The organism is Methylobacterium sp. E-005 (genome assembly GCF_022829725.1).
Lineage (GTDB): Bacteria > Pseudomonadota > Alphaproteobacteria > Rhizobiales > Beijerinckiaceae > Methylobacterium.
The window spans coordinates 1-2,759 of the sequence record NZ_JAKSYG010000248.1; the positions used below are offsets into that span (position 1 = coordinate 1).

Consider the following 2,759-nt stretch of genomic DNA (forward strand, 5'->3'; position numbering starts at 1 on the left):
CGGCGACACGTCGGGCTACCAGGGCCGGATGCGCATCAACCTCGATGCCCGCACCCAGACCGCCTACGGCACGCTCCGCGCCTTCGTCCGCCTCGATGCCGGCGCCCGCACCGGCTATTCCGGCGTCGGCACCTCCGGCACCCAGCAGCGTATCGGCCAGGCCTTCCCGGGCCTCGGCATCGACAGCTTCGGCCGTGACCAGCAGTTCGTGAACGTCGACAAGGCCTTCATCCAGTTCGCCGGCATGACCGCCGGTCGCGCGTCGTCGTTCTTCGACTTCTACGCCCACGACTTCGAGTTCGCCGGCGCCACCGCCGGTTCGGATATCGCCTCCACCAACCTGCTCGCCTACACGGCGACGCTCGGCAACGGCCTGTCCGCCACGATCTCGGCCGAAGACCCGGTCTTCCGCCGCAGCCCGATCTTCTCGGCCTCGAACAACCCGGCCGGTGCTACGGTCAACGCGAACATCGCAAACTTCGCTCAGTCGAACTCGCCGGCCGAAGTGTTCATCGGCTACACCAACGGCCAGCCGACCCGGTACAGCTTCGTCGACGTGATCCAGCGCTCGCGCATGCCCGACGTCGTCGGTGCCCTGCGCCTCGATCAGGCCTGGGGCTCGGCCCAGCTGTCGGCCGCCGTGCACGAGCTGAACGTCGGTAACGTCGCCAACGGCGCCGGCACCGGCACCGGCTCGAACATCAGCATCCCGCACACCAGCAACTCGTACGGCTGGGCGGTGCAGGGCGGCCTCAAGATCAACACGCCGTTCATCGCGCCGGGCGACGCCCTGTACCTGCAGGGTGCCTACGGCTCCGGCGCCCAGCTCTACACCGGCTACTCTTCGTTCAGCGGCTCGTACTCGCAGAACGCGGCCACGATCCAGGGCCAGAAGTTCAACCAGTTCTTCAACGACGCGACGGTCAACCCGTTCACGGGTCAGATGCAGCAGTCGACGAGCTTCAGCGCGACGGCGGCTTACCTCCACTACTGGACGCCTGAGTGGCGCTCGGCCTTCTTCGGATCGTATGGCGAGATGAACTTCTCGCAGGCGGCCCGTGCGGCTCAGGGCATCGCCTACGCCGTCGCCAACCCGTTCGGGACGATCAACTTCGGTGCGAACGCTGTCGGTACGCCGGGCACGCGCTTCTACAACCTGAGCGAGGCGCTGCGTGACACCTACCAGTTCGTGGCGGGCGGCAGCCTCATCTGGTCGCCGGTCAAGGACCTCGATATCGGTGTCGAGGGCTACTACACGCAGATCGGCGTCAAGAACGGTCGGGTGATCGACAAGGACAAGAGCCCCACCGCCTACGCCAACGTCGCGGGCATCAACAACGGCACCTTCGTGCCGCGGACCACGACGTCGGACGGCGTGTCATCGTTCCGCTTCCGCGTCCAGCGCGACTTCTGATCCAAGACGCCGGGGCCTCGGCCCCGGCACCTTGCCTCGTGCCTCACATTTCAAGGCTCGGCTTCGGCCGGGCCTTTTTTGTTGCGCCGGTGGTTCGACGATCCGCCGGCTGCCGATGGCGTGACCGGCGCGTCTGGGGCTCCGGCTGGTGGCGGCAACGCGCGTGCAGCCCCGGATCGGGCCCTTCGTCCGCCCCGCCCGTCCGCCTCCCCTGACCCGCCCGGGCCGGCCCGAAACCCGCCGCTGCCGCTGCGCCGGCGCGCCCTCGATGCCGGACCCTGTCGCGTAGACGGTTCGGGCTGTGCGGCCGCCGATCTGCAGCGGCGCTCGCCAGGCCGCGGGCCCTGCGCCCGGAACGCCCGCGCCGACGCTCCCCTGGGCTTGTGGCCGGTTGTGACGCCCTGATGGGCCGATCCATGCGCGCGAGTGCGCCCGCCAGGGCCGTTTAAGACCGGGGCGATGCGACTCGGGGCAGAATCACGGGTGCGGCCGAATCCGCGCCGGACCCATCGCCGCCGCGTCTTCGCGACTCGCGCGAGCCTGCGCTGTGTCCTCCCGACGCATGTGGAGCGATCAAATCACCGATCGACACGGCTGGGGCCGACCGATCTGCGGCGTGCACAGCATTGGCATCGATGACTGCTTGATCGAGACTGAACTGACGCGAAAACACGATATCTAGTTTATTTGAACTCCAAATATCGCCGAAATGCAGCTTGTAAAATCGAAACCCAAAGTATTGAATTTGTGGCATTGCTGCAACATTACATGACAAGTCTATAGATTAGCTTCAATCAACGTTGCGATGGAGCGCCGCGTTGCACAATGTGCATCCGCGTCGGTGAATCTCCGTAATGAGATCCCGAACAATTCCGCACCTTATAGGCGGATTGCGCAAGAATATGCCGGAAACACAGATTTGAACTGTGTGGACGGCGATATTGGGTCTCGAAACTTTGGAGATATCAATGAAGCTCTTGAAGGGCTCGTTGCTCGGGTCGGCTGCCGCTTTTGCGGCGGTGGGCGCCGCGCACGCCGCCGATCTGCCGGTCAAGAAGGCTGTGCCGATCGAGTACATCCGTGTCTGCACCGCCTACGGTGCCGGCTTCTTCTACATCCCCGGCACCGACACCTGCCTGCGTATCTCGGGCCGCGCCCGGTTCGAGGGGGGCTACTTGACCAGTTCGTCACGCAGCTCCGGCAACGGCGACACGTCGGGCTACCAGGGCCGGATGCGCATCAACCTCGATGCCCGCACCCAGACCGCCTACGGCACGCTCCGCGCCTTCGTCCGCCTCGATGCCGGCGCCCGCACCGGCTATTCCGGCGTCGGCACCTCCGGCAC

The 2,759-nt window shown here is 66.0% G+C and carries 2 protein-coding genes; both read left to right on the forward strand.

Going from position 1 to position 2,759, the window contains the following annotated elements:
- The coding region (locus MKK88_RS30900) for a porin (RefSeq protein ID WP_244007155.1) at nucleotides 1-1,414 on the forward strand (1,414 nt) is incomplete at its 5' end.
- A gap of 968 nt (nucleotides 1,415-2,382) precedes the next feature.
- Nucleotides 2,383-2,759: porin (locus tag MKK88_RS30905; RefSeq protein ID WP_244007157.1), on the forward strand; the 377-nt coding region annotated here is incomplete at its 3' end.